Source organism: Streptosporangium subroseum (assembly GCF_900188345.1).
In the GTDB taxonomy this organism is placed as follows: domain Bacteria; phylum Actinomycetota; class Actinomycetes; order Streptosporangiales; family Streptosporangiaceae; genus Streptosporangium; species Streptosporangium subroseum.
This window is the reverse complement of record NZ_FZOD01000002.1, coordinates 308,517-333,132: the sequence shown is the minus strand read 5'-3', so window position 1 is coordinate 333,132 and position 24,616 is coordinate 308,517. Positions and strand designations below refer to the sequence as shown.

The window sequence follows — 24,616 nt, the reverse complement described above, 5'->3', positions numbered from 1 at the left end:
CCGATTGCTGATCCTTCACTGTCAGGTGCGACACGCCACCGGTCCGCGTTCCCAAAAAACACAGGAGATGTGAAGATTATTCTCACCGAGCACTCCGACGGAATAGAAATATGCGACTTCTTCGGCTTCGCGGACCTGGAGGCCGCGAAAGACCTGCGCCCCATGCAGCCTGGCATCCAGGATATGAGGGAGCCCGGCCTGGATCAGCGGATAGCGACGGGACCGAACGCGATCATCGTGTGCGCGGAAACCGATTCCAGGATCTATGCGCGCTACGAACTATGGGACGGCCCTGCCACTATCGACTCGGCGTGGGAGGAGCTGTGGACCGGCAATCTATTCATGGCATCCGGCCGGATCTGCGGGGTGGGTAACTACATGGGCGAGATGAGGTACTACCCGGATTTCGACCTAGGTCAGGAGATGACGCTGTGGCACACGCGCGTGTGTTCGAAGCTCGTCGACAACGATCGGGACCCGGGCTTTCCCCGCGACATCTATCGAATCAACCTGTTTACGCTCCAGTTCTGGCTGCCGCGGGGCTGCTCCTCATCACGTTAACCACCGCCGGCACAAGTGCACGTTCGCTCGGGCCGATATTCGGTTGCGCTAGAAGCTCATCCGCCGGCCTCAAGGCGACAAGAGCGCCCGTCTCCCGCAGAGGTGGGCGCTTTTGATGGTCGAAGTCGGACGCGCACACATCAAAAGGGGACGAGGTGTCCCCCTTTCCCATCCTCCTCGCAAGACCCGCCTTAACAGCCAGAGCCGATAGCTCAACAGAAGACGGGCCTGTCCGAACCTCGGACAGGCCCACCCGGTTTTGGCTCGAGAACCCTTACGGGATCATGAACCCTTGTACGGCTACGATCCGGCAGCGGCTAGCACGTAGCCTTGCCCGCTGCGAACCCTCCGTCGTAGCCGTGGAGGTATGCGGTATCTTGCATCGCTGGAGAGAAGTTTTTGTTGCTATTAAGCTGGTTCCCGCATGAGGCTTTCCCGGCCGTGTATCCCTCGTTCCAGCCGGACGAGCACAGTTCCCTGAGCTGGCCGTTGAATGCGCGCCTGCACCGAGGCGGCGCGACATTCAAGGGCGCCGCGATATGGCTGTCGCCGGCGCTTACGGACTTCGGAGCGGCCGAAGTTTGAACGACTGAAGCTTGCGAGATACCGACCGTCCCAAACGCGAGGGCGGCGATCAGCGGACTGGCGATGAGCAGACGTTTTCCGTACATCTTCGGCTCCTTCCAGATGAAGCCATCTCGACAACCGCGGCTCCATCAGAGGAAATGGTGCCCAGGGATGGCTCAGGAGAGCCGATCCTCATGAAGGCGAACCTTGGGAGTTTCTGCTTCCTTGTCCTCTCAGAGGAGGGCATCTGGCTGTGTCCCTGTTTTCCGTCGCCGCCCATTGGTGATGTTCTCCGACATCCCATTGGTGATGTTCTCCGGCATCGCGTGCCGGTTGGAACGACGCACTACCTCCACCATGGGGTTCGGTTTCTCGGCGCGTCCAGGCACTTGACCTTAATCTGAGCACGGTTTTCACTGTTGCCCACAGATTTCCGAAGTCTTCATTGAACCCGAAAGGGCCGGACCGTTTGCACCAGGCTTCAGGGGGCAGGGCCGAAGCGTTCTCTGCTGTCCGCAACGACGGAGCGCGTGGCGCTCGCGCCGTATCGAGGGTTCCTACCGATCCCTGGGACCTCGTCCTCCCGAGATGGGAGATGCACGCCACCCTCGCCGCCTGAATCAGCTTAAATCTTTAAGATCATGAAAGTCGCTGAATCGTCCCTACGGACGTGTGTACGATCCTCCGCTCAAGATCCAGATTCCGGATCACCACGGGGAGATTCACATGTTCGTCCGCATCGGCCTCGCGCTCGCGCTGTCCGCGACCGGTAAGGCCGTGACCCAGATCAGCCTCGGATTCAGCCCGACGTGGGGAACCACCCTCGGCTGGTACGACGACAAGCACCTCATCGCCTCCACCAACACCGGTGTGGGAGTGGTGGACCTCAAGGGCAAGGTGGTGGAGACCCTGATCAAAGCCGACAAGAGCCAGGGGTTCCGGCCGTACTTCGCCGCCCGCGGCCGCCCCTGAGCCGACGGGGTGATCCGGCCCGGGTGAGGAAACCCCGTGTCGCGAACAAGCGCCGGGCTGGCAGGGTGTGCGGATGGAAACACTGTGCCTCCCGGCGCACTCGGTGCTGTCGGTGGTGGTCGGCTCGCGCGCCTACGGCCTGGAAACCGAGGAATCCGACGTCGACCGGCGCGGGGTCTTCGTGACGCCGACCCGGTTGTTCTGGCGGCTGGTCAAGCCGCCCACCCACGTCGAGGGACCGCTGTCCGAGCAGTTCTCGTGGGAGGTCGAGCGGTTCTGCGGGCTCGCCCTGGAGGCCAACCCGACGGTCCTGGAGTGCCTGTGGTCACCGATCGTCGAGCATGCCACCCCGGCGGGCGACGAGTTGCTCGCCATCCGGCGCGCCTTCCTGTCCAGGCGTGCCCACCAGACCTTCACCGGATACGCCGACGCCCAGTTTCGCCGCCTGGATCCCGAGCGTCCCAAGTGGAAACAGGCCATGCACATGATCCGGCTGCTGCTCAGCGGCCTGCACCTGGCCCACCACGGCGAGCCCCTGGTCCGGATGGACGCCCACCGCGACCGGCTGCTCGCCGTACGGCGGGGAGAGCTCTCCTGGGATAAGGTCACCCGCTGGCGCTCCGAGCTGGTCGCGGGCTTTGACGGCACGGGCGTGTTACCCGCCGAACCCGATCGGCGGCGCGTGGAGGAATACCTGATGAGCACCAGAGAGGCCGCCCTGTGACCGTCACCCTGCCCGCCTGGCTGGCCGAGATCCCCGCCGAGGAGGCGCACCCGGCGGCCTTCGCCACGGTCAGCGGCGCGCACCTGTACGGCTTTCCCTCGGTCGACTCCGACGTCGACCTGCGCGGCGTGCACCTGCTGCCGCTTGAGGAGGTGATCGGCCTGCACACGGGCGAGGAGACCCTCACCCGTTCCTGGGTACGGCACGGCGTCGAGGTGGACCTGGTCACCCACGACCTGGCCAAGTTCTGCCGCCTGCTGCTGCGCCGCAACGGCTACGTACTGGAGCAGTTGCTCTCACCGCTGGTGGTGGCCACCTCCCCGGTCCACCAGGAGATGATCGCCGCCGCCCCGGGATGCGTCACCCGCAACCACGCCCACCACTATCTGGGCTTCGCCCGCACCCAGTGGTCGCTGTTCGAACGCTCCGGTGAGCTCAAGCCGCTGCTCTACACCTTCCGCGTACTGCTCACCGGCATCCACCTGATGCGCACCGGGGAGCTGGAGGCCGACCTCACCCGGCTCACCGGCGGCCCGGCCTACCTCGGCGACCTGATGGCCGCCAAACGCTCCGCCGAGCACGGCCTCCTGCCCGGTGACGCGCCCGACCGGGTACGGCTGGCGCACGACGTCGCCCGCCTGACCGCGGAGTTGGAGGAGGCCAGAGCCGCCTCCCGGCTTCCCGAGACCTCGGCCTCGGCCTCGATCCTGCACGACCTCGTCGTCCGCACCCGTCTGTCGGTCCGGTCCTCGCCGGAAGGCTCCCGGTGATCGGCCCCTCCCCACAGGCCCTCGCCCGGGTGAGCGCTTCCTCCGGTGGTTTGTCGGAGCAGGCGTTCCTACTGGCCGATGACACCGCCATCGCCGACCCGTCCATCACCCACCAGATCAGGGCCTGATCCGAGGACGCCGGGCCTACCGCGACCGGCCGTTCGTCTCCCCGCCGTGAAGGAGCTCCCACCAGCTGTCCACCAGGGGCGCGTCGCCGGTGTCGATGCGATCACCGGGGCAGGGGATCGCCAGGCGGACGTCGCGCGCCTTGGCCTCGCGCCACAGGCGGTCGACGGGCTCGGCCCAGGGGTGCATGGCGAGTGCGAAGGTCGCCCAGTGAACCGGGAGGAGCAGCTCGCCGCCCAGGTCGAGGTGGGCGGCGACCGCCTCCTCCGGGTTCATGTGGATGTCGGGCCAGGCGGGACTGTACGCGCCGATCGGCAGGAGGGTGAGGTCGAAGGGGCCGTGCGCGGCGCCGATCCCGGCGTAGCCGTCGAAATATCCGGAGTCGCCCGCGTAGAAGACCCGCTTGTCCTTGCCCGCGATCACCCATGAGCCCCACAGGGTTGTGTTGCGGGCGAAGGTGCGTCCCGAGAAGTGCCTGGCGGCGGTGGCGACGAACCGCAGGCCCGCGACGCTCGCCTCCTCGTCCCAGTCGAGCTCGATGATCCGTGAGAGGGGCACCCCCCAGCGCTCCAGGTGGGCGCCGATCCCCAGCGGCACCAGGAACGGCGCCGCCTGCATGGCGGTGAGCGCGCGGACCGTCGCGCGGTCGAGGTGGTCGTAGTGGTCGTGGGAGATCACGATCGCGTCGAGCACGGGAAGGTCGCTCAGCGGCACCGGCAGCGGGTGCAGTCGTCGCGGACCGGCCAGCTGGGACGGCGAGGCGCGGTGGCTCCACACCGGGTCGATGAGCACGCGGCGGCCCTCGATCTCCACCAACGTGGTGGCGTGGCCGTACCAGACGACGCTCAGCCCCGTCGCCGACGGCGCGACGGCCGGAGAGGTCACCAGGGGCACCGGCAGGGAGGGGTGGCGCTCCTCGGCATTGAAGATCATGTTCCAGAGGACGTTCTGCGCGCTCGAAGCCGACGGCGTGACGGCTCCGGGCATGGGGTTGTGGAAGACGCCGTCGCGGAACTGCGGCGAGCGCCGCATCCGCTCCAGCCGCTCTCCCGCGGCCCGGCCGCCCAGCTCCGCTGGAATGTTCTTCAGCGCCCACCCGGCGGCGGTCAGCGCCAGCCCGCCCGCGAGGACACGTCCAATCGATCTGCCTGCCACCATCCGGCCCACACTCCTGAAGTCGTCCGCCTTTGCAAACGGTTTCACTCCGCTTGGTGTTCCCGTTTCGCTGCGAGCGAGATGCCGTCCGGCGGGGAGCGAGGCGTTGGACGGAGCTCCGTCCGGCCTGGGCGGGGTGTCAGGCGGAGCGCCGCCTGACGGTGAGCAGGGCGTTGGGCGGAGCTCCGTCCGGCGGGGAGTGGGGTGTCAGGCGAGGTGCCTCTCGATGGTGGCGACCTTGGCGTCCAGCCTGCCGCCCTGCCCGTCCCGGATGTCGGCCTTGAGCACGAGGCTGACCCGCCCGCAGCGCGCCTCGACCGCCGCGACCGCGTCCTTGACCACGGCCATGACCTCGTCCCACTCCCCCTCGACCGTGGTGAACATGGCGTCGGTCCGGTTCGGCAGCCCCGACGCGCGGACCACCCGAACGGCCTCGGCGACGAGCTCGCCGACGTCCTCCCCCGCGCCGATCGGAGTCACGCTGAACGCTACGAGCACTGACATGGATGGCCCTTTCCCCGAAGATCCGTCCACGCACCATAGGTTCTCTTCAGATCACCGGGCAAGCAGGGACGAGGCGCGCCGGAGCCCGCGCGGACCGGCTGGCGCGCCGGACTCTCGCCCCGCGACCGCTTCCCCGGCCATCGCGAATTTCGCCGGACGTTCCCGCGATATAACGCCGTGACCTAAAAATGGCGATCATATAGATATGAAGGTGCGAACTCCGCGGACTGTCCTGGAGGCCGAGGCGATCCAGGACGAGCTCAGATCGCTGCTCGACCTCACCGACCCCGGCCCTCGCGACCCTGGAAGGGTCGCGGGGGTGGACGTGGCCTATGAGGGGGATCGGCTGGCCGCCGCGGTGGCCGTACTGGACGGAACGACGCTGGAGGTCGTCGAAGAGGTCACCGTCGGCGGGCAGGTGACCTTCGACTACGTTCCCGGCCTGCTCGCCTTCCGCGAGATTCCCGCCCTGCTCGAAGCCCTGGACCGCCTGACCGTCACCCCCGAACTGATCGTCTGCGACGGGTACGGCCTGGCCCATCCCCGCCGCTTCGGCCTCGCCTGTCATCTGGGCGTGCTCACCGGGCTGCCCACGATCGGCGTCGGCAAGACGACCTTCGTCGGCACCTACCCCGACCCCGCCCCCGAGCGGGGCTCCTGGACCGATCTGACGCTGGACGGCGACGTCGTCGGACGCGTGCTCCGCACCCAGCGGGGGGTCAAACCGGTCTTCGTCTCCGTCGGCCACCGCGTCGACCTCGACACGGCCTGCCACAACGTCCTCAATCTGACCCCCCGTTACCGTCTGCCCGAGACCACCCGGGTCTCCGACCGTCTGTCACGCCGGGCTCTGATCGAAAACTGTCGTTCAGTCCTGATTGGATCCGATCAGCGTAAGAAGACGGGATGACCATGGGCGACGACGAGTGGGCCGAGGACATCGGCGCGTGGCGTGACAGCAATCTGGCGCAGATCCGCGAACGGCTGGCGGACGGGCTGGACCCCGGCCGGTGCCTTCCCTGGTTGCGTTCGACGCCCCTGCACCAGGCCGCCCAGGAGGGCGCGGTCCAGGTGATCGAGCTGCTCCTGGCCTCGGGGGCCGCGGTGGACCCGGTCGACGGCGACGGCGCCACCCCCCTGTGGGAGGCCGTACGGCACGGCCAGGACGACGCCGTCCGGGCCCTCCTCGCCGCGGGCGCCGCCCCCTGGCGGCCGTGCATCGCCGGACGCTCCCCCGGCGTCCAGGCACTGTTCACCGAGCTCGCGGAGCTGTTCGCCCACCTTCCCGGGGCTCCCCGCATCAGCCCTCGACTGAGTGAGCTTCAGGACACCGTCGACGAGATGATGTTCTCCTACGAGACCTACAACGAGGATCTCTGCGTCGCCTTCGTCGGCGGAGTGACCGAGGACGAGGTCATCCGGCGCCTGGGCGCCGTGCCGGAGCTCTGCCCGCCGGTGGACGCCGCCGAGCTGTGGAAGGCGGAGCAGTCCTCCCCCGTCGAGGTCCTGCGGGTCGCCAGCCCGCCGGGGGGCGGGGTCGTGCTTTTCCAGAGCGACGGCATCCTGCCGGTGCACGACGGCGTCGGCCGGATGGTCACCACCGGCGGCGGGATCCTGGCCGGGGCGTTCCCGTCCGCCAGTCCCTCGGTCGACATCTGGCGGGACGGCTTCGCCGTCGCGCGGCCCTCGGTTCACGAACAGCTCAGCGACAGCAGCCTGTTCGAAGTGTGGATGTGCCGTTTCGGCGACCGCGGCGCACACCCCTCCACCACGGTCGAGCGTGCGCTGGCCCTGATGACGCTGCTGACCGCCACCTACATCACCGAGGAGTGGCTGTGGAGCGCTCCGATGAGACTGGTCCCGGTTCGGCTCCGGCCCGAAGGCCAGGGTCGATAGAGTCGCAAACAATGAAAAAACACACTATTACCGCGCTGTGGGAAGAGATCCCCGACGACGCCGACGACCTCGTCCTGGTCCGCGGCGGGTTCCGGGTCTATCTGTGCCTCTGCGGCAAGCAGCTGGCGGACCGGGCGGCCGCGGAACTGCACGCGGCGGAGACCAACCAGTGCACCACCTGCCTGGGCTCCACCGTCGAGCACATCGTGCCCAGCTTCTCCCAGCCGTGCACGGCCTGCGCCGGGACCGGCCGACGCAAGGCGCAGCTCACCTGGGAGCTCGCCTACATGGAGGCCGAGACCGCGATCCCCGTCGAGATCGTCCGCAAGGTGATCGCCGACTTCACCGAGCCCTTCCAGCTCTCACAGGTGGCCGACACGGTCCGGGACCTCCTCGGCCTCCCGGTCGGCCGCCTGCCCGTCGGCCCGCGCGTCCGCGACATCCTGCGCCGGCTCGAAGCCGACGGCGAACTCGTACTGGTCTCCGCCCCGGACGAGATGCTCCGGGGCACCTCCGTCATGCTCTACCGCGACCCGTACTGGCAGCACGCCTCCGACTGAGCGCCCGCTCCATCCCGCACCGGTGACAGCGCCGCCGGCTTTCGGTGAAACAGCGAGCGTCCTCACACCGGCTCTTCGTGGCGCGGGCGCGATCGGCCTCGGGCAGGGCGGCTGGGCGGAGTGCCAGGCCGGAAACCGGCGGGCGGCGGAGAGAGTGCCCAGACGCCCCTAAAGAAGGCCGCATGGAAATACGGCGGTGGAAGCGTCCCCGGCTCGAACGTGCCGGATCTCAAGGTAGCTCTCTCAGGTGAGCAGGAGCCGGCACCAGGAGTCGGCAAGCCATTGCTCGTAATGCTCGTGCGTCCACTGACGGTCGCGGACGAGAAGAAGGTAGAACTCCGGAGAATTAGTCGCCCATATAACGTCAGCCGCCTCCTGAACCGTGCTTCTCAGCCGGCCCGTCGTCGCCAGGTCGGCGGCCAGGAGGCGCATGTTGGCGGCACGGCGTTCGGCGATCATGTGCCACAGCGCGGCGAGCTCGGGTGAGGACGGTGCGGCTGTCTGCAGGACGCCGAACAACGGTCCCAGCCGGGCATGGATCCGGCTGATGGCCGCCGCGTAGATGGCGAGCTTGTTCACCGCGTCGGGCTCGGCCTGCAGGTCCCGCACATAGTCGCGGTTCGTGGCGGGCACCGCGTGGTCTTCTCCGGAGAGCGTCGTTTCGATGAGGAGACGGAAGAGCGCCGGTTTGGCGCCGACCGTGGTGTAGACCGTGTCGGCGTTGACTCCAGCACGCTGGGCGATGGCGGCCATGGTGGTGGCCACGTATCCCTGCTCGATGAACAGCGCGGTCGCCGCCTCGAGGATGGCCCGTCTGGTGCGGTCGGCGGAGGCACGGCGCCGGGTCGTGTCATAGCGCCTCTTGACCCTTTCGCTGTCAGCGGTCATGCTCACATTATTCATCCGATTCATACTCGGATCAAATTGAAAAGAGGCGCCATGTCGTACGCGTTCACCTATGAGGTTCCGATCGACCCCGACGTCTACGCCCGGATCAAGCAGGAGCTCGGCCCCGAACTGCCACCCGGCATGATCCTTCACCTCGCCCACCGCACCGAGCAGGGCCTGCGCTACCTGGAGGTCTGGGAGTCCAAAGAGGCCTATCTCGAATTCGTGGAAAACCGTCTCCACCCGGTCATCGACCGAGTGGTGACAGCGGCACTCGGCTTCCGCCCGCCAGAGCCGCCGATCACGATGCTCGAGGTCGTCGACGTCTGGGTCGGGTCCTCGGCGGCATAGGGCTTCTCGAGCCGGACATCGCGCCGCGGCGACCGCGTCCCGGTAAGCGCCCTCACGATGGTCGACGCCAGGTGCATCCGGATCCGCCCGCACCCGAACCACAGAGATCAAGCGCGGTGTCGGAGCCAGGACACGGTGCGCTTGAGCAGTGCGACGTGTTCTGGCGAGTCAAATGAGCTGACGTCGTGGCCCAGGGCGTTGTAGACCACACGGCTGTTCTCAACCGTGTGAGCCCAGACGAGAGGATGGGTGACGCCGTCCTCGCTGTGGACGTAGAGCGGCACGATGTCGCGCTCGTCGACGAAGTCGAGGTTGCTGTAGCGCTCGTCGTGAACCCAGAAGTCGCCGAGGCCCTCGGTGATCGGATGCACGACCTCACTCTTCTGGATCAGGCTCCGGCCGAGCGGCGGGTGGAAGGTTCTGCCGAGGGCCCAGGTCGCTCCGAGCACGGACCGCCAACTCTGCAGACCGGGAAACGCGACCGTGGCGCTGTGGGTGGCGAGCAGGTTGCCGCCGCGCGCGAGGAAGCCCTCGAGGACGTGAGCGAAGACGTCATCCTCGGGGATCGGCGTCGAGCGGTAGGCGCTCGTGTTCACGAGTAACACGTCGGCGCCACCGAGCGCGGCCTCGATCTCGTCAATGGATTTCACGATTGCGACGGAGTTTGTTTCTCCTAGAATTTCAGCCATTCTCGCGCTCGTCTCATGCAGCGAATGCCATGGATCGGTGTGCGGGCCTTCGCCGCTCAGGATGACGATTTCGGCGGGATATGACATCTGCTCTCCAACGATAAGGTGTTTGGTTTTCAACGTAAGGCTGCCGCGTGTGCTCAACGGCCCGAGGAGCGCACAGACGTCTCCGACCGGCGAGAATGCGGTCACGAAGACGATTGCACCCACCCTGGTAAGGGTGAGTCGAGTTCGACGCCAGGTTGCCGAGGATTATCGCGAGGGCAGCAATGCCACAGCCGTCCGCTGTCGGCGTGGGGCTCCCGCGCCGACCGCCGCCCGGTCAAGGCGGAAACCCCTGGCACGGCGAGGTGACCGACCAGTCTCGGCGTGGCGTTCCATCGATCCTCCTCAACTGCGATTACCGGGTAACGCTAGGAGAGTCAGCGTTCCGCGGGAAGAACGCACTTTTCCGTGAGAGAGGAACCCCGAGGTGACCGAGTAGGCCCGGTCACCGCCATGGGCGCCTCATGAGGCCGTCTCGACAGGAGAGGCAGCACAAGCAATTCGTCAGGGGTTCAGGCTCTCGCCCACGTTCCGAGATCGAGCCGAACGCCAAGACGACCCGGGTGCTGACAGATCGGCTCAAGGCCGTGGAGACGCCCCGGCTCGGCGCCGGCGCCGGGAGAATCTGGGGCGGGAGGGACGATCCCACCGGCCGGTAGGATCGTCCGCGTGGATCTGGACGACATCGCCGCCCGGCTCGGAGTGCCCGTCGAGGACGTCGACCGCGTGCACCGGCTCGCCGGCGACCGGCCGTCGGCTCCGCTGCCCGCCAAGGCCGACGCGCCTGCGATCCTCGACCGGCTGGCGGTGCGGCCGGACGACGCCGCCGAGATCATGGCGGGCTGGCCCGACCCCGGCTCTCCGCTGTGGACTCCGGAGCTGCACTGGCTGCTCGACCGCTCGATCGCCCTGGTCCGCGCCGATCTCGGGGGCCACGTCTGGCTGTCGCCCGGTCCGGAGCTGCCGCGCGAACGGGGCCCCGCCTGGCGGCATCTCTACGTGTACGCGTACCTGGCCCTGGTCGACGTCGTCATGGGGTACCACCGCGACCACGGCGTCGCCGATGCCGTGTCGTGGGTGACCCTCTCAGATCTGGGCCGCAACCTCGCGATCGACCGGCGGATGCACCGCGAGGGCTGGCCGGTCATGCAGAGCTGGCTGACGCTACACGCGCGCGGCGGCATCTACGAGCTGGGCCGACTGCAGCACCACCGCGGCGGCACCGCCATCGACCTGCACATCCCCGAGTCGGGGCCGATGACCCCGGAGGCGGTCGCGGCGTCGCTCGACGAGGCCCGCGCGTTCTTCCCGCGCCACTTTCCCGACGAGCGCTACACGGCGTTCTCCTGCGGCTCGTGGCTGCTCGACCCACAGCTGCTGGAGTACCTGCCCGAGGACTCCAACATCGTCCGGTTCCAGCGGAGGTTCGAGCTGGAGCCCTACGAGGAGCCGGAAGGGCTGGACGCCGACGTCGAGGTGCTGCGGTTCGCGTTCCGCACCCTGACCACGCCGCTCGACCGGCTGCCGCGCCGTACCGTGCTCCAGCACGCGATCGTCGACCACCTGAAGGCCGGCCGCCACTGGCACTGGCGCCGTGGCAGCTTCCCGATCTAGCCACGCCCCCGGCGTGACCACTCGCCGGGCGCGTCATCGAAGGCGACAGTCGCAGATGATCTTGCAGTGCAGGTGACCGCGCGGCCGACCCCGATGAGCAGAACTTCGCCCCATCACCCTCGCGCCCCGCGGAGACGGTCGAGCGACAGGTCCGGATCTTGCCGCCTCCTGCCCTGCCGCATGTGAACCTTTCCTCCGAAAAGTGCGTCTCACCCTTATGGGAATGTTGTTTCGCGGCACCGCCGCGGCCGTCGCCTTTTTTGTCGCCGCCGGGCCGGCCGCCGCCCATGCCGTGGCACCGGCCGGTCAGTGGAGCGTCGTCCATGACGACCGCCGTGACTCCTACGACGCGGTAACGGTGACGCCGGGCGGGGCGGTCTGGGTCGCCGGGACGAGGCGCCCGGATCGCGGATCGAGTCGTACCGAGTCACTCCTGCTCAAGGGCGGCCGGTCCACCTTCAAACGGGTCACCGGGCCGGGCTTCCGGGTGAAGCGGCTGACGTCGGCGTCCGACACCAGGGTCTGGGCGTTCGGCGCGTCGCGGTACGCCCGGTGGGACGGCAAGCGCTGGCAGGTCAAGCGATGGAGCCATGGCCGGGTGGATCGGGCGTACTCCATCGGCAAGAACCTGTGGGTCATCGAGGACTCGAATACGTTCTCCGCGGCCGGTGGCGCCGGGTGGAAGGCGCGGTCCACGCTGCGGCGCCTGGCCGGGTCGGTGTGGCGCAAGGTCGACACGCCGATTGTGGTCAAAGGACTCGACGGCAAGTGGGCGGCGGGCTCGGTGCGGGGCAAGGCGGCTCTGGCCCGCTGGACCGGCACGGCCTGGCGCGCGGTCACGCTTCCCGCGATTCCGTCCTCACACTCGGGCCAGATCTCGGAGCTGACGGATGTCGCGGTCGACGGTGAGACCGGCCGGGTGATGGCCGTCGGCTGGGTCGCCTGGCCGTGCGGCGGTGCGAAGCGCCCATTCTGCGGTGAGACGTTGCTGCTGTCGGGTTATCTGGGCGGCTTCAACTTCGAGGTCCGTGGTGAACCGGGCCTCCAGCCGCGCGCCCAGGCGGAGCCCGACGGCAGAGGCGGGGCCTGGGTCGTCTACGACGCCAAGGGCGGAGGTAGCGGGTCTCTGCACATCGGCGCCGACGGTGTCGAGCCGGGCGCCTTTCCGGCTCCGCCGAACCAGAACGCGTTCGTCCGTGACCTCGCCATACGGCCGGAGAGCGGTTCCGTCTGGGCGGTCGGCGCGGCACCTTCTGGCCGCGGCGGTCTGATCTGGGCCCACGGCCGCTGAGCCGACTACGGCGATCCAAACCATGCCTGGTCGCTGCTGCCACCAGAAGTCGCCGCCCAGTAACGGGTGATCTTTCGAGGCTTAACAAGCGAGGCAGCCACAACGACCAGGACCACCCGCCTCGCACCACTCTCGCCCGGGCGAGACGGGAAAGCCGGGAACTTCGCCCGTGCGTCCAGATCCGGCTCGGCCGCCTCGGCCGAACAGCCGATCCCCGGCCGGGCCGGTTTCAGCCGCCCCTGCCAGTGTGCCGGATCGGGGCGCCGTCGCCGGTAGGCAGGTCACCGCGCCGGACCGGAGGCCGCGACGGTGGCGGCATGGCGGAGGGGATGTTGGTGGCGGGTCGCGCTCCGGCGACGGCCGCCTTCAGGGTGGCCCGATCGACTTCCCCGACGCGACCGGTCAATCTGATGTGGTGGTCGTCGCGGACAGCGAGGTACTCGTGACAGCCCTCGCCCACCCGATACCAGCCGGCTCCGTCCTTCTCGCACCGTTTCGGGAGTTCGGTGCACGCGGCGTCCGCCAGGGTGCCGCGGTCGATCCTGAGCTGGACCAGCCGTCCGCCCTCCGCGGAGTAGTTGGCCCCGAACCCCTCGTCGTTGATGACGCCGACCGACTGCTCGACCAGTTCGTGCCCTCGCACGGCGACCACATAGATCAGGTCCGGTGCCGTGCCTTGCCGAACGGCCCGATCTAACAACTCCTGGCTGAGCGATCCCGGCGCGTCGCGGCGCACCCGGGACGCCTTGCGGGGCGCCAGCTTCGCGATGAACACCATCGCGAGTCCAAGGAACATCATGCAACCATCCTGGACGCGCGACTACCCCGTGCGAAACCGTGGGAGCGCAGCCCGCGCGAGCACTTAGACGAACAGCACCGCCATTGGCCGTCGCACCCGCCCACATGGCCTGCTGCCATCCATCAACGAAGGACTCCTGGACAGCTCGCATCAGGGGCCCGGCCCTGTCGGTGTCCGCACCCAGACGAAGATCGAGTGCATAGACGTGCGTGGGTTGGGGCTATGGCTTCAAAGGCATCGCGATGATCAAGCCGGCACTCATGTCGGGCATAGTGCCGAGATTGTGAAGGGCAGTCAAGGCGGATCATAAGTAGGCACCGGGTATGGCGGCGCCGAGGATGGGGCGGTGAAGATGTTGTGGGGTGATCATGACGCCGGTGATCCGGGTGGCGAGTGCCAGGGCCGCCGGGATGGGGTTGTCGATGGAGTCGTCGGCGGCCGGATCGATGCCCAGCTCACGGAGGTGACGATTGAGCCGGTCGGGATCCGCGCCCTGTCTGTCGATGGGAAACCCCGGGTTGATGTCGGTAATGAGGTGGCCGTCGACGGCATAGGCAACGTGGTGCTGGGCGTAGTCATGTCGCTGCACCGCCATAGCCTCTTCGCCGTTGCGTGACAAGGCGCTCAAAATCTCCCATTGTGCGCCGCGCGAGCCGCAGTGCTCGATCGCGACGGTCCAGTCCCCGATTCGCCGCACGGTGATGATCTGGGGTTCTTCCGGATAGGAGTAGTCCCCGTCTTCGATCGGCCGAATGTCCTCGTCCGCGGCGCCGAGTTGGCGCAGCACCTCGTGCTCGTCGAGCCCGCGAACGAAAACGATCGTGTAGATGTCCCCGAGTGGGCTGTCATCCTTTCCCTGCCATGCGTAATCCTCCGGGGACGCGCCAGGGGTCCTCGCGGTGGCGTGGACCATCTCGAACGTGTTCGCCTGTTCGTAGATCTCGGGATGGGCGGTGAAGAAGGCTTCGATGATTTCCGGAGCCACCCGGCCACGGTCGCTGACGGAGTAGCCCTTCGCCTTCGCCCATGTGCGGATGCGGCGGGAGGTGTCACGCCCGTGCGTCCGGTAGGTGACGCGAAGGGGGGTGAAGTCGGCATCGAACATGATCAGAAACTACCGAAGCCGGGACGTCAGCCCACGCTGCACCAGTAGGCAAGTTGCGCGCTTGTGCTTTTGACCACCTGTGGGATGGACTCAGGCTGCGGCCAGATCTGCAGCAGGTATCGATCTTCCGCTCCCGAATCCTCGTCCATGTTCACGGCGGGCATCCGTTCTGCAGAGCCATCCGATCAACCCACGACGCGAACGACTCACCGCACGCCGGTGCCACCACCAACGCCAGTCGCCGGGGCCAGACCGCCATCATTTCTTGGGCCGAGCCTCCTGCCGTACACGCCCCTACTGCCAACCCCGATGTCGCGCTTCCATGTCCGCTTCCATCTGGCGTGACGCACTTCCATCTGCAAGGCCGTCAGACAGGCAACTGAACACTTACGTTCACTCTTGACGAATCAAATGAACGATCTTTTAATTCATTTATGGGACGTATCGCGGGCGTCACCGCCGCTGAGACGCGCGAGCGACTGCTGCAGGCGGCCGCCGAGGTTTTCGCCGAGCGGGGGTACGACGGTACGCGTGTGGCCGACATCGCCGCAGCCGCGGGGGTGAGCAACGGCGCGCTGTACGCGCACTTCGGATCGAAGGCCGAGCTGCTCGTGGCCGCGCTGCGGGCGCACGGGCGGCAGCTGCTGGCCAGTCTGTTCGCCGCGGACCCCGACCGGTCGGTCACGGACCTGCTCCTCGCCATCGGCCGCTGGCTGCCGCGACGCCGCGACGCTCCCCGCCACCTCATCGTCGAGGCGTTGGTCGCGGCCCGCCGCGACGCGGACGTCGCACGTCCGATGCGCGACTACGTCGGCGAGCGAACCGACTGGATCGCCGACTTGGTACGCGTGGCCCAGAGCGACGGCGAGCTGGATCCCGCGCTGTCGCCCGAGGCACTGGCCCACTTCTGCCTGCTGCTGTCGATGGGCAGCGCGCTCATCCCGCCGGACCTGCACGCCGTCGACGACGCGGAATGGTCGGCGTTACTCACCCGCGTCGTGGGCGCCCTCGTCCCACCGACGCCATCACCGCGCACAGAGCGGAGCCCCCGTAGTGAAAGTACGAATTGATTCCGAGCGCTGCCACGGACACGGCCGCTGCTACGACCTCGCCCCCGACCTGTTCGAGGAGGACGACGAGGGATACGGGCATGTCGTCGGCGATGGAGCCGTGCCACAGGGCCAGGAACAGGCAGCACGTCTGGCCCTGGCCAACTGTCCGGAACGAGCGATCGAGATCCTCTAAGGAGGCGTGGCATGACCGTCGACGACCGCTTCACCCAAAGTTTCCAGGAGAGGCAGCAGAACCGGCCCCTCGAACCGCGCAGTGAGATCATCACCGGCCCCGTCTCCGACTGGGCGACCGATTTCTCCCACGCCGAGCCCGAGTGGGCCGCCGACCCCTATCCCATCCAGGACGAGCTGCGGCAGCGTTGCCCGATCGCGCACACCGAGCGCTTCGGCGGCGCCTGGCTGCCGACGCGCTATGAGGACGTCGCGGCGATCGCCTACGACACCGAGCGCTTCTCCTCACGAGCGATCATCGTGAGCAACGTCCGGCCACCCCTTGAGCTGGCGCCGGTGGGCGGTACGCCGCCGATCTCCTCCGACCCGCCCTTCCACCACGACGCGCGCAAGCTGCTGCTGCCGGCGTTCACCAAGACCGCGGTCTCCAGGCAGGAGCAGGTGACGCGAGAGTTCTGCCACTCGCTCATCGACTCCTTCGAGGGGCAGGACGTCGTTGACGCCGCCCGGGACTACGCCCAGCACATCCCGATGCGCGTCATCGCCGACATGCTCGGCTTCCCGCCCGAGGACGGGCCGCAGTTCCGCGAATTCGTCGAGAACGCGCTCGAAGGCATCAACTCTCCGCCCGAGGAGCGCATCCTCCGGGTGGAGAAGCTGTTCGACTACCTGCTCACGCAGATCCGCGACCACGTCGACAATCCGCGCGACGATCTGACGACCTACCTCATCAACGCCGAGCTCTACGGCCAGAAACTGGAGCCGAACCACGTGGCGGGCACGATGGCGCTGCTGCTCATCGCCGGCATCGACACCACGTGGAGCGCGATCGGCGCGTCGTTGTGGCACCTGGCCAAGACACCGGCCGACCGCGAGCGCCTGGTCGCCGAGCCCGCCCTGCTGCCGACCGCGATGGAGGAACTGCTGCGGGCCTACGGGCCGGTCACGATGGCCCGGCTGGTCAAGGAGGACATGCACTGGAACGGCGTCGACATGAAGGCCGACGACTGGATCCTGCTGTCGTTCCCGGCGGCCAACCGCGACCCGGAGCAGTTCGACCGGGCGGACGAGGTCGTCATCGACCGCCAGGTCAACCGGCACGCCGCGTTCGGCCTCGGCATCCACCGCTGCGTGGGCTCGCACCTGGCGCGCATGGAACTGCGGGTCGCGCTCGAGGTCTGGCTGGAACGGATCCCGAACTTCGGGCTGGCGGACCCGGCGGCGGTGACCTGGGCCACGGGCCAGGTCCGCGGCCCCCGTACACTCCCGCTCCGCATCGGCTGACCGCCGCGGGGCGGCGCGGGTTGAGGGCATCCACCGGCCGGCTTCGACGAGCAGGGCGGGCAGCGGATCGACGAGCGCTCGCCTAACCTGCCGTCTGGTTCGGCCGGCCGGTGTCGGTGGGCTCGGCCAGCCCGGTCAGCCGGACCAGAGCGGCGAAGCCGTCGTCGGTGCCGGGCCAGTGGGCGCGCACGGCCTGCAGTCCGGCGCGGCGCACGACCGAGCGCAGGACCACGGCGGCGATGATGGCGTCGTCGGCGTAACCCAGGACGGGGATGAAGTCGGGGATCAGATCGATCGGTACGGCGAGGTAGACCAGCAGCAGTCCCAGCCGGATACGGACTCCGCGCGGCAGGGTCCGGTCGGCGGCGAGACGGCGCACCAGGCGCAGCGCGTCGGGCAGCACGCGCAGTGCCTCGCCCAGCAGTCCGCCGCGGGGCCTCATGATCGCCAGCGCGATCACCAGGACGAGCCAGGCGAGCAGGAGCGCGCCGACGATACCGATCACGAGGTCCCACCAGAACGAGCCCGTCATCACTCCTCCATCACCCACAGGGGCGTAGTTCGTCGGCGAGCAGGTCGTTCGCCAGGCCGCTGTCCCCCGAATGCGCATGGCAAGTGGCCTCCTGCATGCGGCACTGGAAGACCCGCTCCTCATCAGCGTCGTACCCGCTCCAGGATGACCGTGCGTCCGGGGCGGAACCACGGAAGAGGCCGAAGGTCGGCGGTCAACCTCGTAGGCCACAATGTTCCCTCGGAAGTGATGGCGATGGTGCGACGCGGTGTCGTGGCGACGTTGGTCCCGGCGACGGCGTTCGGGCTCATGCCCGTCTTCGCTTTCTACGCGTACGGCACGGGCATGTCGGTGACGACACTCCTGATTCTGCGGTTCGCGATCGCTGCGGCGGTGTTCCTCGCGTGGCTGGGGCTGCGTGGCAGATTCGGGCGGCTGACGGGACGGCAGTGGGCGACGCTCGCACCGATTCTCAGCATGCTCGAACCCGTGGTGGCCGTGGTGGCCGCGTGGCTGTTGCTGGGAGGGACTCTGTCCGGCCTGCAGCTCGTGGGCGGGGCGGTCGTGCTCGCCGGTGCGGTCTGGGGCATCTTGGCGGCCCCGGTCCGTGGCACCGTCCCGGCGGAGGAGGAAACCTCCGCGACCGGCCGATGAACCGCAGCCGTGCGCAGCCCGTACCGCGATGGCGAGGCCGGCGACGGCGAGGTATCACGACGCAGCGTAGTCTTCGTTGATACGGTCAGTGAATGTGCGCCTTCGCCGGGTCCGGGGCACCTCGGGGCGGCGCCGACGGCCTCGAGGTGCGGTTGCCCCCGGATACGGCACGTGAGGAGGGGGCGATGACGGACCCTGACCAGGGTGCGAACCCGCAGCCGGTGCTGAGCCCGTTGACGCGGGCGGCGATCTTCCTGGTGGTGACGGTCGACCCCGGTGGAGAGCCCGTCGCGCGGGAGTTGCTGTCCGACCTGCCGGGGTTGCAGCGGGCCGTCGGTTTCCGGGCGCCGGAGGGCGACCTGAGCTGCGTCGCCGCGATCGGGTCGCAGGCCTGGGACCGCCTGTTCGGCGGACCTCGCCCGGCCGAGCTGCATCCTCTCCGCGAGCTGGCCGGGCCCGTTCACCACGCGGTCTCCACACCCGGTGACCTGCTGTTCCACATCCGGGCCCAGCGGCTGGACCTGTGCTTCGGGCTGGCGTCGCAGATCATGGACCGGCTCTACGGCGCGGTGACGGTCCGCGATGAGGTGCACGGATTCAAATACTTCGACGTACGGGACCTGCTGGGTTTTGTCGACGGCACGGAGAACCCGGTCGGTCCCGCGGCGAGCGCGGCGGTCCTGGTCGGTGACGAGGACCCGGAGTTCGCGGGCGGGAGCTACGTGATCGTACAGAAGTACCTGCACGATCTGCGGGCGTGGAACGCCCTGCCGGTCGAGGCCCAGGAAAGGGTGATCGGCCGCACCAAGCTGGACGACATCGAGCTGGACGACGCCGTCAAGCCGGCCGACTCCCATGTCGCGATGACCACGATCGTCGACGACGACGGCACCGAACGGCAGATCCTGCGGGACAACATGCCCTTCGGCGCCGTCGGGCGCGGCGAGTTCGGCACCTACTTCATCGGCTATGCCCGTACCCCGGCGGTCACCGAGCGAATGCTGGAGCGGATGTTCCTCGGCGACCCGCCCGCGAGCCACGACCGGATCCTGGACTTCTCCACCCCCGTGACGGGCACCCTGTTCTTCGTCCCGAGCGCCGACTTCCTCGACGACCTGCCCGATCCGCCCGGGGCCGCGACCGAGACCGGTGCCCCTGTCGGCGGCGGGGCCGACGCCGCGTCTCGTGCCCAGGCCGACAGCGGGGCCGACACCGCGTCTCGTGTTCAGGCCCCGTCCGACGGTTCGCTGGGGATCGGCGATCTGAAAGGGCGCACCGTCCGATGAACACCCCGCGCCGCGAGCCGGCGCCGATCTCCACCGCCGCGTAAGCCGCCCTTGAGAGCCCGCGCAAGCCGCCTCTGAGAGCGCGTAAGCCGTCTCTCTGAGAGCCCGCGTGAGCCGCCTCTGAGAACAAGGCCCGGCGAGGGATGCCGGACCACACCGGCGCAGCGCCCATTGCTCGCCTTCTGGGCGTCGGCCGGGAGGAGGCGAACCGGATCGACATCCGATGCCGCGTGGGCGCCGGTTGCCTGCGAGATCATCGTGATGTCGTTAAAGTTCTAGTCAAATACCCCCCACTCGCCGGAGAGCCCATGCCGGATGCTCAGCCCTTGGAGCCAAGCGACCCTGTACGGCTCGGTGCCCACCGCATCATCGGGAGGATCGGGGAAGGGGGTCAGGGCCTCGTCTATCTGGGCGAGGCGGACTCCGGCGGTCTGGTGGCGATCAAGCTCTTCCACGCTCGACTCGGCCAGGATCCCGCCGCCCGCGATGACTTCGTGCGCGAACTGGAGGTCGCCAAGCGGGTCGCGCGTTTCTGTACGGCGCAGGTCCTGGACTTCGACATGTCCGGCAACCGTCCGTACATCGTGAGCGAGTACGTCCCGGGGCCCTCACTCCAGCAGGTGGTGATCGCGGAAGGGCCGCGATCGGGCAGCGTCCTGGAACGGCTGGCCATCGGTACGTCCGTCGCCCTGGTCGCCCTGCACGACGCCGGGATCGTCCATCGGGACTTCAAGCCGCAGAACGTGCTGATCGGCCCGGACGGTCCACGAGTCATCGACTTCGGCATCTCCCGCGCCCTCGCCGGGACCAGCACGGTGACCAGCCAGGTCGTGGGCACGCCCGCCTACATGGCGCCCGAGCAACTGACCGCCGGCGAACTCGGTCTCGCCCTGGACGTGTTCGCCTGGGCGTCCACCATCGCCTTCGCGGCCACGGGCCGCCCGCCGTTCGGCAACGACGCCATCCCCGCGATCATCAACAGGATCCTGAACCAGGAGCCCGACCTCGACGGGATCGAGGCGCCGCTGCTGGATCTTCTCGTCGAATGCCTCTCCAAGGATCCGGCCCAGCGGCCGTCGGCACAGCAGATCCTTGACCGCCTGGTGCGCGGGAGAGGCCATGCTCCGGAGGTCTCCTCGCAAGACCCCCGGGCTCAGGCCGCCCTTCGCCCCGCCGTTCCCGGGGGAAGCGATGCTCCGCGATTACCGGCCCGGGCCGGAGGGACAGGCCCATCGGACAGGACGACCGCTCCCGGTGATGCGGCTCCGAACGCGCCGGAGAAGCGCCGGGGGACACGGGTCGCGGCCGTCACCGCCGCCGTGGTCGTCGCGGGGCTCGTCGGAGTCGGCGTCGCCATGCTGCCCGGTGAGGATCCGTCCGCGCTGAGGTTGGGCGAGCCGCAGACCTCGCAGGCCTCGGCCGCCGCGACGGGGTTACCGGCGGAGGGCGCCGACCACGGCTCGGTCTCCCCCATCGGTACGGCGACGATCAGGACTTCCTCTCCTCCGACGCCGGCGACGTCACCTCCGCCCGCTCCCAAAGCGAGCAGCCGTCCCAAGACAAAACCGGCGGTGGCCGAAACCACCCGCAGACCACGTGGCTCCGCCACGTCCGAGCCGACCCAGGTCGAGCCCACCACCGGCGACCCGTCGCCGTCCAGGCAGCCGTCGTCCAAGCCCTCGGCGGCACGGCTCGTCGAACTCGGCCCCGGGCATTTCACGGATTACTGCGTGACACTCGGCTGGGAGTGGGTGGAGTACCGGGAGACTCCCAAGCCCGGCGCCTACTGCGTCAAGCGGAAGGGCGACCAGACCATGTATCTGGCCCAGAGCCAACGTGACGCGGGCTGCCGGTGGCGATTCAACCAACCGCGTGCCCTCCACCGCTTCAAGGGCAAATCCAACTACTGCTACATATACCGTTGACGAAGCCGCCGGCGTTGAGAGGCTCGGAAGTCGGCCTCCCCGGTCAGAGGCGGTCGGCGGCGCGGGTCCGAACCTCGGGAGAGGGAGATCCCAGCCCGGGTTGAGCGGCCGCGGCAGCCGAAGGCCGATTCCGGGACCCGGACGACGTCCGGCCGACTCGGCCGCCTCATCTCCTCCGGGCGTGCGGGGCGGTCGCGTCCAGCGGCAGTGCGATGGCGTGTTTGAGGATCTTGCCGGTGGGGGTCATGGGCAGTTCGTCGGCGAACGAGATGTGGCGGGGATACTTGTAGGCGGCCACCCGTTCCCTCACGAAGGCGCGCAGGCCGTCGGCCTCGACCGGTGCGCGCAGCACCACCACCGCCGCGATCTCCTCCCCGAGCTTCGGATGGGGAATTCCCACGACCGCCGCCTGCCGTACGGCGGGGTGCTCGTACAGGACCTCCTCCACCTCCCGGGGATACACGGTGCGGCCTCCCCGGATGATCACGTCGCGGCGCCGTCCGACCACGAAGAAGAACCCCTCGTCGTCGACCCTGCCCAGGTCGCCGGTGTGGAACCAGCCGTCGCGGATCGCCTCCGCGGTCGCGGCGGGATTGTTCCAGTAGCCCTTCATCACGTTGGGACCCCGGATGACGATCTCGCCGACATGGCCGCACGGCACCTCGCCGCCGATCTCGTCGACGACCCTCATCTCGACGTCCTTGATGGGCCAGCCGATGGACCCCGGTCTGCGGCCGGGGCCGGCGCGGTTGGTCGCGGCGGACGGGGAGGTCTCGCTGAGGCCGTACCCCTCCATGATCAGGCAGCCGAACCGCGCCTCGTACACCCGTAGCACGTCGAGCGGGAGCGCGGCGCCGCCGGAGACGCACAGGCGCAGCAGCGACAGGTCGGAGACCCCGAGGTGATCGAGCAGCGCGATGTACATCGTGGGCACGCCCTGGAAGACCGTGACGCCGTCACGCCGGATCACCTCCAGCGCCCGGCCCGGCTCGAAGCGCGGCAGTAGCGTGAGGCGCGCGCCGGCGTGGATGCTCGCGTTGAGCGAGCACGTCTGCCCGAAGGCGTGGTAGAGCGGAAGCGCTCCGAGGACGACGTCGTCCACGCCGAGCGCGTGCATGCGGGCCACCGTTGTGGCATTGCTCACGAGGTTGGCGTGGGTCAGCTCGATGCCCTTGGGCCGGCCGGTCGTCCCCGAGGTGTAGTGGATGACGGCGGTGTCGCCGGCCGCCCTCGCGACGATCTCGTGTTCGGCCTCCACGCCGCGCAGCAGCCGGCGAAACTCCTCGGGGACCACGAAGAAGCAGTCAGCGCCGGTGCCTGAGGTTCCGGCCTCGGCGGTCTCCGCGAGGGCGTGCCAGGCGATCAGCAGCCGGGCTCCGCAGTCACCGATGTAGGAGGCGATCTCCCGTCTCTTCAGCAGCGGGTCGAGCGGGACGACCACGGCTCCGATCCGCAGAACCCCGTAGTAGACGACGGCGAACTCCGGGACGTTCGGCAGCATGACCGCCACCCGGTCGCCGACGCCGATCCCGCGCCGCCGCAGCATCGACGCGACGCGCGCGCTCATCAGCTCGAGTGCGTCGTAGGTGATCTCCGCCTCGTCGAGCGTGACGACCGCTCTCCCGGTGAGCCGCCCGGCGGCGACCTGGAGCCGGTCAGCGAGGTTCATGGGAACGACCGTACGTCTGGCCTCCATGGCTCTCATCGGTCGCGGCGGCCAGTCTTTTCCGCTCGGGATTGGTGTCCGGCGACAGCGTGTCCTGAAGCGCGATCGCGACGAGCAGATCGAGGAGGTCGTTGATCCGGCGCAGATTGCGCCCGGTGCGCTCCCGGATCCGTCGCAGGCGGTACTGGGCGGTGTTGGGGTGGATCTGCAGCCGCTCCGCGCAGGCGCGCAGGTTCAGGTCGTCGGCGGCGAAGGCCCGGATCGTGGCCGTGAGCACGCCGCCGCGCGCCCGGTCCTCGGCCAGAAGCGCGGTGATCCGCGGGTCGACCAGGTGCCGGGCGGTGTCGTCGGCCTTCAGCGCCAGATACTGGAAGGCCGTGATCCTCGGCAGGGCCGCCACCCCTCCCTCCTCTGGCAGGAACTCCAGCACCGTGCGAGCCTCCTGGTAGGCCTGCGGGATCTGGGCGGTCCCGGCGATCACGGTGCTGACGCCCATCGCCAGGACGATGCCCTCGCCGAGGAGGCTCTCCCGCACCGCCTGCAGCCGGTCGCACAGCTGCTCGGGATCGGCGCCCGGGCCGAGCGAGGGGATGGCCACGATCTCCGACTGCCGTACGACCGACAGCGTCCTCGTGCCGTTGCCCCCGGTCCGGGCGATCGCCGCGCATGCCGCGTGCCGCGCGTCGGCGCCGCGGTCCGGGCCCGTCGCCACGGCCTCTCCCCCGAACCTGGCGATCCGCGGGAGAAGAATCGCGATCAGCACGAGCAACGGCGTGCGGGTGTCGGGCCCGAGGCCGTGCGCCTGGGCCGCGGCGAGCTGCCGGCCGCGCGTGGGCGTGTTCCCGGCCAGGAGGGTCTCCAGCAGGTCCCTGCTCTCTCGCACCGCCTCGGCGGTGGCGTACTGCTGGAACTCCATGTACGCGTTGGCCGCGTGCGTGCTGGCGAAGTCGCAGTAGCGCATCAGCGGAGCCGCCAGCGACAGCGCGGCCTCGTGACCGGCGAACGAGCGGCCGGCGCGCTTGACCACCGACTCCCAGAAGACCTGCTGGCCGACGCGGAAGGCGTTGATGTAGTCGGCCAGGGCGACCCCGGCCCGGGCCCGCCGCATCCCCGCCCGGCGGGTGAAGGCGATGTCGTCGAGCGTCACCGTACGGTCTTCGAACAGTACGGCCAGCTTGCTGCGGTAGTGCTGGGCCACCTGGCCCCGTACGTCGGCGTGGAACGCCTCGTCCTGAGCCGCGTACGCGGGAATCTCGGCCCGCATGGTTCTGGCCGCGGTGTCGGCCAGCTCGTCTAGATCGTTGAGGAGTTCGGAAAGGATACGTGCGCGTTCAGCGCGGACCGCTTCCGTACCAGTGAGTGTTTCCGTGCTGAATCCACTGGACATGCCGGGATGATCCATGGCTGCGGCCGGGCGGTCAACGGTTCG

25 protein-coding genes are annotated in these 24,616 nt (G+C 68.7%); 16 read left to right on the top strand and 9 right to left on the bottom strand.

The features are described from left to right. The first annotated feature begins 69 nt into the window (after positions 1-69). The 4 genes from CHC08_RS03515 (at position 70) to CHC08_RS03500 (ending at position 3,594) form a co-directional block, all read left to right on the top strand. Positions 70-561, top strand: coding sequence for a hypothetical protein (locus CHC08_RS03515; protein ID WP_089205680.1), 492 nt, complete (start codon positions 70-72; stop codon positions 559-561). Positions 562-1,854: 1,293 nt separating this feature from the next. After that, positions 1,855-2,100, top strand: a complete 246-nt coding sequence (locus CHC08_RS03510; protein WP_143653097.1) for a hypothetical protein — start codon at positions 1,855-1,857, stop codon at positions 2,098-2,100. Between the two features lie 73 nt (positions 2,101-2,173). Continuing rightward, entirely contained in the window at positions 2,174-2,824 is a 651-nt protein-coding gene (locus tag CHC08_RS03505; RefSeq protein WP_089205678.1) for a nucleotidyltransferase domain-containing protein, read from the top strand. Further along, entirely contained in the window at positions 2,821-3,594 is a 774-nt protein-coding gene (locus CHC08_RS03500) for a nucleotidyltransferase domain-containing protein (RefSeq protein WP_089205677.1), read from the top strand. Before CHC08_RS03505 ends, CHC08_RS03500 begins: the two co-directional genes overlap by 4 nt. A gap of 144 nt (positions 3,595-3,738) precedes the next feature. On the opposite strand, the gene CHC08_RS03495 is transcribed toward CHC08_RS03500, so the two are convergent. Together CHC08_RS03495 and CHC08_RS03490 are read right to left on the bottom strand one after the other, a co-directional pair. After that, entirely contained in the window at positions 3,739-4,878 is a 1,140-nt protein-coding gene (locus tag CHC08_RS03495) for an MBL fold metallo-hydrolase (RefSeq protein ID WP_089205676.1), read from the bottom strand. A gap of 204 nt (positions 4,879-5,082) precedes the next feature. Continuing rightward, positions 5,083-5,379: an MTH1187 family thiamine-binding protein gene (locus CHC08_RS03490; RefSeq protein ID WP_245878096.1), complete on the bottom strand. Its 297-nt coding sequence runs from the start codon at positions 5,377-5,379 to the stop codon at positions 5,083-5,085. Between the two features lie 205 nt (positions 5,380-5,584). Between CHC08_RS03490 and CHC08_RS03485 the strand changes: the two genes are divergently transcribed. Genes CHC08_RS03485 through CHC08_RS03475 form a run of 3 tightly spaced genes read left to right on the top strand, consistent with a single transcriptional unit; the run spans position 5,585 to position 7,835 of the window. Then, positions 5,585-6,289, top strand: coding sequence for an endonuclease V (locus CHC08_RS03485; RefSeq protein ID WP_089205674.1), 705 nt, complete (start codon positions 5,585-5,587; stop codon positions 6,287-6,289). Next, complete coding sequence (locus tag CHC08_RS03480; protein ID WP_089205673.1) at positions 6,286-7,275, top strand: ankyrin repeat domain-containing protein; 990 nt, start codon at positions 6,286-6,288, stop codon at positions 7,273-7,275. The genes CHC08_RS03485 and CHC08_RS03480 overlap by 4 nt, the downstream gene beginning before the upstream one ends. An 11-nt stretch (positions 7,276-7,286) precedes the next feature. Then, a complete protein-coding gene (locus CHC08_RS03475) occupies positions 7,287-7,835 on the top strand; it encodes a hypothetical protein (RefSeq protein ID WP_089205672.1) in 549 nt (182 codons plus the stop codon). A 243-nt stretch (positions 7,836-8,078) separates the two neighbouring features. Here the strand turns inward: CHC08_RS03475 and CHC08_RS03470 are convergent, their stop codons facing one another. Further along, positions 8,079-8,723, bottom strand: a complete 645-nt coding sequence (locus CHC08_RS03470; RefSeq protein WP_089205671.1) for a TetR/AcrR family transcriptional regulator — start codon at positions 8,721-8,723, stop codon at positions 8,079-8,081. Between the two features lie 51 nt (positions 8,724-8,774). On the opposite strand from CHC08_RS03470, the gene CHC08_RS03465 reads away from it, so the two are divergent. Next, positions 8,775-9,074, top strand: coding sequence for a hypothetical protein (locus CHC08_RS03465; RefSeq protein ID WP_089205670.1), 300 nt, complete (start codon positions 8,775-8,777; stop codon positions 9,072-9,074). A gap of 107 nt (positions 9,075-9,181) precedes the next feature. Here the strand turns inward: CHC08_RS03465 and CHC08_RS03460 are convergent, their stop codons facing one another. Continuing rightward, complete coding sequence (locus CHC08_RS03460) at positions 9,182-9,973, bottom strand: ThuA domain-containing protein (protein WP_143653096.1); 792 nt, start codon at positions 9,971-9,973, stop codon at positions 9,182-9,184. A 504-nt stretch (positions 9,974-10,477) separates the two neighbouring features. Here CHC08_RS03460 and CHC08_RS03455 point away from each other — a divergent pair. Further along, complete coding sequence (locus tag CHC08_RS03455) at positions 10,478-11,422, top strand: acyltransferase domain-containing protein (protein ID WP_089205668.1); 945 nt, start codon at positions 10,478-10,480, stop codon at positions 11,420-11,422. 202 nt (positions 11,423-11,624) lie between these two features. After that, complete coding sequence (locus CHC08_RS03450) at positions 11,625-12,713, top strand: hypothetical protein (RefSeq protein WP_143653095.1); 1,089 nt, start codon at positions 11,625-11,627, stop codon at positions 12,711-12,713. Positions 12,714-12,942: 229 nt separating this feature from the next. Here CHC08_RS03450 and CHC08_RS03445 read toward each other — a convergent pair whose 3' ends face one another. Then, on the bottom strand, positions 12,943-13,512 hold the full coding sequence (locus CHC08_RS03445; RefSeq protein ID WP_089205666.1) for a hypothetical protein: 570 nt from the start codon (positions 13,510-13,512) through the stop codon (positions 12,943-12,945). Between the two features lie 304 nt (positions 13,513-13,816). Next, the gene (locus tag CHC08_RS03440) at positions 13,817-14,617 is read right to left on the bottom strand and encodes a DUF6461 domain-containing protein (protein ID WP_089205665.1); all 801 of its coding nucleotides are present in this window, start codon (positions 14,615-14,617) and stop codon (positions 13,817-13,819) included. A gap of 434 nt (positions 14,618-15,051) precedes the next feature. Between CHC08_RS03440 and CHC08_RS03435 the strand changes: the two genes are divergently transcribed. The 3 genes from CHC08_RS03435 to CHC08_RS03425 are packed head-to-tail and all read left to right on the top strand — an operon-like array spanning position 15,052 to position 17,145. After that, the gene (locus tag CHC08_RS03435; protein WP_089205664.1) at positions 15,052-15,687 is read left to right on the top strand and encodes a TetR/AcrR family transcriptional regulator; all 636 of its coding nucleotides are present in this window, start codon (positions 15,052-15,054) and stop codon (positions 15,685-15,687) included. Further along, positions 15,671-15,862 (top strand): ferredoxin, encoded by a 192-nt coding sequence (locus CHC08_RS03430; RefSeq protein ID WP_089205663.1) that lies wholly within the window; start codon positions 15,671-15,673, stop codon positions 15,860-15,862. Before CHC08_RS03435 ends, CHC08_RS03430 begins: the two co-directional genes overlap by 17 nt. Before the next feature lie 11 nt (positions 15,863-15,873). After that, positions 15,874-17,145, top strand: coding sequence for a cytochrome P450 (locus tag CHC08_RS03425; protein ID WP_089205662.1), 1,272 nt, complete (start codon positions 15,874-15,876; stop codon positions 17,143-17,145). 82 nt (positions 17,146-17,227) lie between these two features. Here the strand turns inward: CHC08_RS03425 and CHC08_RS03420 are convergent, their stop codons facing one another. Continuing rightward, entirely contained in the window at positions 17,228-17,677 is a 450-nt protein-coding gene (locus CHC08_RS03420) for a YkvA family protein (RefSeq protein WP_089205661.1), read from the bottom strand. Positions 17,678-17,911: 234 nt separating this feature from the next. Between CHC08_RS03420 and CHC08_RS03415 the strand changes: the two genes are divergently transcribed. The 3 genes from CHC08_RS03415 (at position 17,912) to CHC08_RS03405 (ending at position 21,521) form a co-directional block, all read left to right on the top strand. Further along, on the top strand, positions 17,912-18,310 hold the full coding sequence (locus CHC08_RS03415) for a hypothetical protein (RefSeq protein WP_089205660.1): 399 nt from the start codon (positions 17,912-17,914) through the stop codon (positions 18,308-18,310). A 185-nt stretch (positions 18,311-18,495) separates the two neighbouring features. After that, positions 18,496-19,596: a Dyp-type peroxidase gene (locus tag CHC08_RS03410; protein ID WP_089205659.1), complete on the top strand. Its 1,101-nt coding sequence runs from the start codon at positions 18,496-18,498 to the stop codon at positions 19,594-19,596. A 326-nt stretch (positions 19,597-19,922) separates the two neighbouring features. Next, complete coding sequence (locus tag CHC08_RS03405; RefSeq protein WP_179281861.1) at positions 19,923-21,521, top strand: serine/threonine protein kinase; 1,599 nt, start codon at positions 19,923-19,925, stop codon at positions 21,519-21,521. A gap of 166 nt (positions 21,522-21,687) precedes the next feature. On the opposite strand, the gene CHC08_RS03400 is transcribed toward CHC08_RS03405, so the two are convergent. Together CHC08_RS03400 and CHC08_RS03395 are read right to left on the bottom strand one after the other, a co-directional pair. Continuing rightward, positions 21,688-23,190 (bottom strand): long-chain-fatty-acid--CoA ligase, encoded by a 1,503-nt coding sequence (locus CHC08_RS03400; RefSeq protein WP_089205657.1) that lies wholly within the window; start codon positions 23,188-23,190, stop codon positions 21,688-21,690. Beyond that, positions 23,177-24,574, bottom strand: a complete 1,398-nt coding sequence (locus CHC08_RS03395) for a PucR family transcriptional regulator (protein ID WP_089205656.1) — start codon at positions 24,572-24,574, stop codon at positions 23,177-23,179. The genes CHC08_RS03400 and CHC08_RS03395 overlap by 14 nt, the downstream gene beginning before the upstream one ends. Between the last annotated feature and the right edge of the window lie 42 nt (positions 24,575-24,616).

Coding starts and splice junctions, on each gene's coding strand:
- CHC08_RS03510 (WP_143653097.1), top strand. CDS start 1,855: ATGTTCGTCCGCATCGGCCTCGCGCTCGCGCTGTCCGCGACCGGTAAG.
- CHC08_RS03505 (WP_089205678.1), top strand. CDS start 2,174: ATGGAAACACTGTGCCTCCCGGCGCACTCGGTGCTGTCGGTGGTGGTC.
- CHC08_RS03495 (WP_089205676.1), bottom strand. CDS start 4,878: ATGGTGGCAGGCAGATCGATTGGACGTGTCCTCGCGGGCGGGCTGGCG.
- CHC08_RS03490 (WP_245878096.1), bottom strand. CDS start 5,379: ATGTCAGTGCTCGTAGCGTTCAGCGTGACTCCGATCGGCGCGGGGGAG.
- CHC08_RS03485 (WP_089205674.1), top strand. CDS start 5,585: ATGAAGGTGCGAACTCCGCGGACTGTCCTGGAGGCCGAGGCGATCCAG.
- CHC08_RS03480 (WP_089205673.1), top strand. CDS start 6,286: ATGACCATGGGCGACGACGAGTGGGCCGAGGACATCGGCGCGTGGCGT.
- CHC08_RS03475 (WP_089205672.1), top strand. CDS start 7,287: ATGAAAAAACACACTATTACCGCGCTGTGGGAAGAGATCCCCGACGAC.
- CHC08_RS03470 (WP_089205671.1), bottom strand. CDS start 8,723: ATGACCGCTGACAGCGAAAGGGTCAAGAGGCGCTATGACACGACCCGG.
- CHC08_RS03465 (WP_089205670.1), top strand. CDS start 8,775: ATGTCGTACGCGTTCACCTATGAGGTTCCGATCGACCCCGACGTCTAC.
- CHC08_RS03445 (WP_089205666.1), bottom strand. CDS start 13,512: ATGATGTTCCTTGGACTCGCGATGGTGTTCATCGCGAAGCTGGCGCCC.
- CHC08_RS03440 (WP_089205665.1), bottom strand. CDS start 14,617: ATGTTCGATGCCGACTTCACCCCCCTTCGCGTCACCTACCGGACGCAC.
- CHC08_RS03435 (WP_089205664.1), top strand. CDS start 15,052: ATGGGACGTATCGCGGGCGTCACCGCCGCTGAGACGCGCGAGCGACTG.
- CHC08_RS03425 (WP_089205662.1), top strand. CDS start 15,874: ATGACCGTCGACGACCGCTTCACCCAAAGTTTCCAGGAGAGGCAGCAG.
- CHC08_RS03420 (WP_089205661.1), bottom strand. CDS start 17,677: ATGACGGGCTCGTTCTGGTGGGACCTCGTGATCGGTATCGTCGGCGCG.
- CHC08_RS03415 (WP_089205660.1), top strand. CDS start 17,912: ATGGTGCGACGCGGTGTCGTGGCGACGTTGGTCCCGGCGACGGCGTTC.
- CHC08_RS03410 (WP_089205659.1), top strand. CDS start 18,496: ATGACGGACCCTGACCAGGGTGCGAACCCGCAGCCGGTGCTGAGCCCG.
- CHC08_RS03400 (WP_089205657.1), bottom strand. CDS start 23,190: ATGAACCTCGCTGACCGGCTCCAGGTCGCCGCCGGGCGGCTCACCGGG.
- CHC08_RS03395 (WP_089205656.1), bottom strand. CDS start 24,574: ATGTCCAGTGGATTCAGCACGGAAACACTCACTGGTACGGAAGCGGTC.